We start from the raw sequence: 7,395 nt of genomic DNA on the forward strand, positions 1-7,395 counted from the left end.
TACTGTGATTTATTAAATTATGGCAAAGGTGTATCTTAACATGGCAATACATTAATTTGAAATACAGGGGAAAAACCCAGGAGGGAAATCTATGAGCAGGGAACTGGCAAAGACCTATAATCCGCAGGAGGTAGAGGACAGAATTTATGACTTCTGGTTGTCCGGCGGATATTTTCACGCAAAGGTGGATCCGGAGAAAAAACCGTATACAATCGTAATCCCGCCCCCGAACATTACCGGGCAGCTTCATATGGGACATGCCCTGGATGAAACTTTACAGGATATTCTGATTCGCTGGAGAAGAATGCAGGGCTATTCGGCTCTTTGGGTACCGGGAACCGACCACGCTTCCATTGCGACAGAGGCGAAAATTGTCGAGGCGATGCGCGAGGAAGGCCTTTCAAAGGACGATATCGGCCGTGACGCATTCTTGGAGCGCGCCTGGAAATGGAAAGAAAAATACGGCGGACGCATTGTTGAGCAATTGAAAAAGCTGGGTTCCTCCTGCGACTGGGAACGCGAACGCTTTACGCTTGACGAAGGCTGTTCCAAGGCGGTTCGTGAAGTTTTTGTAAGGCTGTATGATAAAGGGCTGATTTACCGCGGCGAGCGCATTATCAACTGGTGCCCGCACTGCCGTACCTCCATTTCCGACGCGGAAGTGGATTTCAGTGAGCATGACGGGTTCTTCTGGCATCTGCGCTATCCGTTCAAGGACGGCAGCGGTTCTATTCAGCTTGCCACAACCCGGCCGGAAACCATGCTGGGCGATACCGCCGTGGCCGTGCATCCGGAAGACGAACGCTATGCGGACCTGATCGGCAAAACGCTGATTCTGCCGATTGTCGGGCGCGAAATCCCGATAATCGCCGATACGTATGTTGAGCGCGATTTCGGAACCGGCGTGGTGAAAATTACCCCGGCGCATGACCCGAACGACTTTGAGGTCGGTCTGCGCCACGATCTGCCGGTTATCAACGTGATGGACGACAGCGGCAATATGAATGAAAATGCCGGTAAATACGCCGGGATGCCTTCGCTGGAAGCCCGCGAGAAGATCGTGGAAGAGCTGAAGGAAAAAGGATTTTTGGTTGCGGTGGAACCGATTAAGCACAACGTCGGCTCCTGCTACCGCTGCGGAACGGTTGTGGAACCGCGGGTTTCGAAGCAGTGGTTTGTAAAAATGAAACCCCTGGCGGAGCCTGCAATCGAGCAGGTGAAAGACGGAAAGACCAAATTTGTTCCGGAACGCTTTGAAAAAATCTATTATCACTGGATGGAAAACATCAAAGACTGGTGCATTTCGCGTCAGCTTTGGTGGGGCCACCGTATTCCCGCCTGGTACTGCCAGGACTGCGGAGAAATGATCGTTGCGCGCGAAGAACCGCACACCTGCCCGAAATGCGGTTCCAAGAACCTGAAGCAGGACGAGGATACGCTTGATACGTGGTTCAGTTCCGCGCTCTGGCCGTTTTCCACACTGGGCTGGCCGGATCAGACCGAGGATTTGAAATATTTCTATCCGACCGATACGCTTGTTACCGGCTATGATATTATCTTTTTCTGGGTTGCGCGCATGATTTTCTCTGCCATCGAACAGACCGGAGAGGTTCCGTTCAACACGGTTTTGATTCACGGCTTGGTACGCGACGCACAGGGCAGAAAAATGAGCAAGTCGCTCGGCAACGGGGTCGACCCGCTTGAGATTATTGACAAATACGGCGCGGACGCGCTCCGCTTTATGCTTGCCACAGGCAACAGCCCCGGGAACGACATGCGTTTCTCCGATGAAAAAGTACAGTCCAGCCGCAACTTTGCGAATAAGATCTGGAATGCGTCCCGCTTTATTCTGATGAATATTGACGGCCATGATGTGAAGAATACACTTCCGGACGAGCTCGCCATGGAAGATCAGTGGATTCTTGACTCCTTTAACCGTGTGACGAAGGAAATTACCGAGAACCTTGAACATTTTGAGCTGGGTATCGCCGTGCAGAAGCTGTACGACTTTTTATGGGACGAATTCTGCGACTGGTATATTGAAATTGCAAAGATCCGCCTGAATTCCGAAGACGAAAAGACGGCGCAGAATGTGCGCCGGGTGCTTGTTTGGGTCATGAGCGGCACGCTCAAGCTGCTGCATCCGTTTATGCCGTACATTACGGAGGAAATCTGGCAGACCCTTCCGCACGAGGGCGAAGCCATCATGGTTTCCAAATGGCCGGAATTTGAGGAAGCACACTGCTTCCCGCAGGCCGCGGACAATATGCGCAGCATTATGGAGGCAATCCGTGCCGTGCGGAACCGCCGTTCCGAAATGAACGTGCCGCCGTCACGCAAAACGCATCTGTATATTGCCACCGGTTCGAAGAAGGTCTTTGAAGACGGCGTTGAAATCCTGAAAAAACTTGCTTATGCAAACGACGTGGATATCGGGGAAGAATTTGAACTCGACGGTACGGTGACCATTGTTACCGCGGATGCAAAACTTTACATTCCTATGTCCGAACTGGTAGATAAAAAGGCGGAGCTGGAACGCCTTACGAAAGAACTGGAATCCGCGCAAAAGCAGTATGCCAACGCGCAGGCAAAACTGAGCAATGAGAAATTCATCTCCAAAGCACCGGCAAACGTTGTCGAGGGTGTGAAGCAGAACGCGGAAAAACTGAGCGAGCATATTGCTTTGATTCAGTCTGGTATCGAGGCTCTGAAATAATCAAAAATCAAGGCGGACATTGTGTCCGCCTTTCATTTTCAAAATGCAGGTGAATAAGAAATGACGTATGAGGAAGCATTAAACAAAATAGCGTCGCTGATGCGCTTCGGCTCAAAACCGGGGCTGGAACGGATTCAAAAACTGCTTCAAAGGATGGGAAACCCGCAGGACAGCCTGAAATTTGTGCACGTTGCAGGCACGAACGGAAAAGGCTCCACCTGTGCGCTGATCGCCTCTGTTTTAAAGAAATCCGGTTATAAAACCGGACTGTTTATATCGCCCTATATTACGGATTTCTGCGAACGGATGCAGATCAACGGGGAAAAGATTTCCCATGAAGAGCTGGCCGAAATCGTGGAAAAGCTATTCCCGCTTGTGGAGAAGATGAACGAAAACGGCGAAATCATAACGGAATTTGAGTTGGTAACCGCGATCGCTTTTCAATGGTTTGCCCAAAAGCAATGTGATCTTGTCGTGCTGGAGGTTGGCCTTGGGGGCCGCCTTGACGCGACCAATGTGATTCAAACCCCGCTTGTGTCCGTAATCACTTCGATTTCTCTGGATCATACGAAAGTGCTGGGGGATACGCTGGAGCAGATCGCGTATGAAAAAAGCGGAATTATTAAAGACGGCGGCGTTACCGTCTGTTACCCGGATCAGAAAAAGGAAGCCCTTGCAATCATCCGGAAAACGGCGGCCGGGCGAAATAACCGCTTTGTCCTTGCCGACAAGAAAAGCGTCGTACCGCTTTCCATGAATCTGACCGGTACGGGTCTGCTGTACGAGGATTTGCTGGTGAACCTGCCGTTCCTGGGGGAGCATCAGATTAAGAACGCCGTTACCGCGCTCGCCGTGCTCGAAGTTCTGAAGGAAGAAGGCTACCATATTTCCGGGCACAGCGTCGAATCCGGTTTTGCCTGCGCAAGCTTTCCGGCCAGAATGGAAGTGCTGTCGGTAAATCCGACGATCATTCTTGACGGCGCGCATAATCCGGACGGGATGGCAGCGCTGGCCGACGCGGTCAGAAAATACCTTCCCGGTAAAAAAATCACGGCCATTGTCGGCATGCTTGCCGATAAAGACGTGAAATCGTCGCTCCATTTCCTTGCGGGGCTGTTTACAAACGTCATCACGCTGGCGCCGAATAATCCGCGCGCGATGAAAGCGGAGGACCTTGCCGAACGCTTCCGTCTGAACGGAATACCCGCGCAGGCGATGGAAAACGCCGGGGAAGCCCTTCAAAAGGGAATGTCGCTGGCTGGCGAAGACGGCGCTCTGCTTATTTGCGGTTCTCTTTATCTTGCGGGGGATATCCGTCCGCTTGTGCTGAATCTGCTTTCCAAAAAATAAAAAAACGGCTTGTCCGCAAATTTCGAGTAAAAATTTACATCGTATCCCTTATCTTATTAGATGAGGGATTTTTTTATTGCACTTTTTTATTTTTGTGTATAAATGGCAGGGACTTCGCCAATAATAAAAGATTACATAAAAGCATGGAGGTTTCGCAATGAGCGTCAGACTACTGTTAAAGGACGGAGAGATGACAGCGATTCTGAGCGGAGAAATTGATCACCACTCCGCACGGGAAATCCGCGGCGAGGTGGACGAGGCCGCGTCAAAGGTTAAACCAAAGCGGCTGACACTTGATTTTTCGGGCGTGCAGTTCATGGACAGCTCCGGTATCGGCCTTGTTATGGGGCGCTGCAAGCTGATGCAGATGTGGGGCGGCAGTGTACGAATCGCAAATCTTAACCCAAAGATTGAAAAAATTGTATCTCTGGCAGGCTTAAATCAGCTCTGCACGATCGTAAAGGATGTGAATGATCATGAAGCCTACGAATGAAATGACGGTCTCCTTTTTAAGCTGTTCGGCAAACGAATCTTTCGGAAGAGCTGCGGTGGCGGCGTTTGCGGCTCAGCTTGATCCCACCATCGATGAACTCAGCGATATTAAAACGGCGGTATCCGAAGCGGTTACAAATTGCATTGTTCATGCTTACCGCGATACCATCGGTGTCATATACATAACCTGCAAATTATATGAAAACGGCCAAATCAGCATCCGGATCCGCGACAAAGGCTGCGGAATTGAAGATGTGGAGAAGGCGATGCAGCCGTTGTTTACCACATCCGACAGCGAAGAGCGCGCGGGACTGGGCTTTGCCGTGATGGAGAGCTTTATGGATACCTTGAGGGTTACTTCGAAGCCGGGCAAGGGAACGTCGGTCACCATGCATAAAACCATTAAACGCCGCCAGGCGGAAAAGAATACTTAAAATGGACAGAGATCAAACCATTAATGAGAATATCGGACTTGTGCACGCCTGCGTAAAGCATTTTAAAGGACGCGGCGTAGAATATGACGACCTTTTTCAGGCCGGCTGCCTCGGCCTTGTCAAGGCGGTGGACAATTTTGACAGCAGCCGCGGAGTGAAGTTCTCAACGTATGCCGTACCGGTCATCCTCGGCGAGATCCGGCGGCTTTTCCGGGACGGGGGGGCGGTTAAAGTAGGCCGCGGCTTAAAGGAGCTCGCCATGCGCGCCGCGCGCGAATCCGCCGCGTTCAGCGAAAGGGAAGGGCGTTCCCCCACGGTCGGCGAGCTGGCGGATATCCTGAATGTCGAACCGGCCGAAGCCGCGCAGGCCCTCGGGGCGTCGCAGCTCCCGATTTCGCTTACGGCTTCCCCGGAAGACGGCGGCGGGCAGATCGATATCAGCGTGGATGCCGGTGATGATAAAATTGCCGAACTCCTGTCGCTGAAGCAGGTTGTTACGGAGCTTGAGCCGAAGGACAGGAGCATTATTGTTTTTCGGTACTTCAAAAGCCAAACGCAGACGCAGACGGCCGCCGCGCTTGGAATGACACAGGTTCAGGTGTCCCGGCGGGAAAAGAAAATTTTAAATGAGCTGCGGCTGAAACTGTCGTAGCGAAAAAAGCGGTTCCTCCATCCATATTCTGGACGGGGAACCGCTTTTGTGATATGATTTTGAATAGCATGATGAAAACGTTTATGAAAAAGAAAGGACGATTCTGATATGAAATCTTTTCGAAAAGAACTGCACTTTCATCTGCCGACGCGGAGAGGAATCGTAAATATTACGCCGCAGGTGGAAGAAGCACTTAAAGAAAGCGGAATCCGGGAGGGGCTGGTCCTGGTGAATGCCATGAATATCACGGCCAGTGTGTTTATTAATGACGATGAAAGCGGGCTGCACCATGATTATGAGGTATGGCTCGAAAAGCTTGCGCCGGAAAAACCGTATAGCCAGTACCATCACAACGGTTTTGAAGACAACGCCGACGCGCATTTGAAACGCACGGTTATGGGGCGCGAAGCAGTGGTGGCGGTTACGGACGGCAAACTGGATTTCGGTACATGGGAACAGATCTTTTATTTTGAATTTGACGGAAAACGGGACAAACGAGCTCTGATTAAAATCATCGGTGAATAAATAAACCAGTCGGGCAATTTCCCGGCTGGTTCTCTCTATTCGGAAATTTCTCCGATATTGTACGGCGTGTTCTGATAAACAAAATAATTCAGCCAGTTGGCAAACAGAAGGTGCGCATGGCTGCGCCATACAAACGGCGGCTGCTTTGTTACGTCATCGTTGGGGAAATAGTGTAATGGAATAGAGGGGTGAATTCCTTTTTTTAAATCACGGAAATATTCTTTTGCAAGTGTGTCACAGTCGTATTCGAGATGCCCGGTGATAAAAAACTGCCGGCCGTTCTTCGCGGCGACAATGTGGACACCGGCTTCATCGGATGCAGTCAGCACGACAAGGTCGCTGCATTTTTCAATATCTTCAAAGTGAACCTCGGTATTACGGGAATGCGGCGCGTAAAAATCGTCGTCGAAACCCCGGACAAGAGGATGGCGGCAGACCAGCACATGATGACAGAAGATACCGGACAGTTTTTCGGGAAGCGAGTATTTCGGAATTCCGAAATGATAGTACAGCCCGGCTTGTGCCCCCCAGCAGATATGTAGCGTAGAATAGACGTTTTTCCGGCTCCAGGCCATGATTTTACAAAGCTCGTCCCAGTAATCCACTTCTTCGAACGGCATATTTTCAACCGGAGCGCCTGTAATAATCATTCCGTCATATTTTTCATCCTTTACCTCGTCGAACGTTTTATAAAATGTATTCAAATGAGAGGAAGAAGTATTTTTTGAAATATGCGTGGCCATTTGCAGAAGTTCAACGTCAACCTGCAAAGGCGAATTGCTTAAAAGGCGCAGAAGCTGGGTTTCGGTTTCAATTTTTGTAGGCATTAAATTCAGTATAATGATTTTAAGCGGACGGATGTCCTGTGCAATGGCGCGCTGATGCGTCATGACGAATATATTTTCAGATTCCAGCACTTCGACCGCCGGAAGGTTCTCTTGAATTTTAATCGGCATCGTTGATCCTCCTGTAGAGACAATGAATTCATTATAGCAAACATCTATAAATACTGCAATAATACATAAAATATTGATCGTTTGATAAAAATATAAGAAAAGCGTTGACATTGGTTGCTCTGCGTGGTATTATAGTGAAGCCGTCGAAAAACGGGGACAAAATGCTTGACAAGTTCACTGAATTGTGGTAACATGTTAAACGTTCTCCTGTGAAGTTTGACGGAGAACCAGGACCTTGAAAATTAAACAACGAAAGAATTAAGGAACCCG

7 protein-coding genes are annotated in these 7,395 nt (G+C 49.9%); 6 read left to right on the plus strand and 1 reads right to left on the minus strand.

Translation table 11 applies throughout. From position 1 onward, the window contains the following. The first annotated feature begins 91 nt into the window (after positions 1-91). The 6 genes from OUY18_RS01585 to OUY18_RS01610 all read left to right on the plus strand — a co-directional run bounded on the left by OUY18_RS01585 (position 92) and on the right by OUY18_RS01610 (position 6,169). Positions 92-2,716 carry a valine--tRNA ligase gene (locus OUY18_RS01585; RefSeq protein ID WP_268056952.1) on the plus strand — a complete coding sequence of 875 codons (2,625 nt, stop codon included), beginning with the start codon at positions 92-94 and terminating at the stop codon, positions 2,714-2,716. 60 nt (positions 2,717-2,776) lie between these two features. Further along, entirely contained in the window at positions 2,777-4,066 is a 1,290-nt protein-coding gene (locus OUY18_RS01590) for a bifunctional folylpolyglutamate synthase/dihydrofolate synthase (protein ID WP_268056953.1), read from the plus strand. Positions 4,067-4,223: 157 nt separating this feature from the next. Beyond that, entirely contained in the window at positions 4,224-4,559 is a 336-nt protein-coding gene (locus tag OUY18_RS01595; protein WP_268056954.1) for an STAS domain-containing protein, read from the plus strand. Next, positions 4,543-4,992: an anti-sigma F factor gene (gene spoIIAB, locus OUY18_RS01600; protein WP_268056955.1), complete on the plus strand. Its 450-nt coding sequence runs from the start codon at positions 4,543-4,545 to the stop codon at positions 4,990-4,992. Before OUY18_RS01595 ends, spoIIAB begins: the two co-directional genes overlap by 17 nt. Position 4,993: 1 nt before the next feature. Further along, complete coding sequence (locus OUY18_RS01605; RefSeq protein ID WP_268056956.1) at positions 4,994-5,644, plus strand: sigma-70 family RNA polymerase sigma factor; 651 nt, start codon at positions 4,994-4,996, stop codon at positions 5,642-5,644. A gap of 108 nt (positions 5,645-5,752) precedes the next feature. Further along, complete coding sequence (locus OUY18_RS01610; protein ID WP_268056957.1) at positions 5,753-6,169, plus strand: secondary thiamine-phosphate synthase enzyme YjbQ; 417 nt, start codon at positions 5,753-5,755, stop codon at positions 6,167-6,169. Positions 6,170-6,204: 35 nt separating this feature from the next. Here OUY18_RS01610 and metA read toward each other — a convergent pair whose 3' ends face one another. Further along, positions 6,205-7,125: a homoserine O-acetyltransferase MetA gene (metA, locus tag OUY18_RS01615; RefSeq protein WP_268056958.1), complete on the minus strand. Its 921-nt coding sequence runs from the start codon at positions 7,123-7,125 to the stop codon at positions 6,205-6,207. Between the last annotated feature and the right edge of the window lie 270 nt (positions 7,126-7,395).

The organism is Caproiciproducens galactitolivorans (assembly GCF_026672255.1).
GTDB lineage: Bacteria > Bacillota > Clostridia > Oscillospirales > Acutalibacteraceae > Caproiciproducens > Caproiciproducens galactitolivorans_A.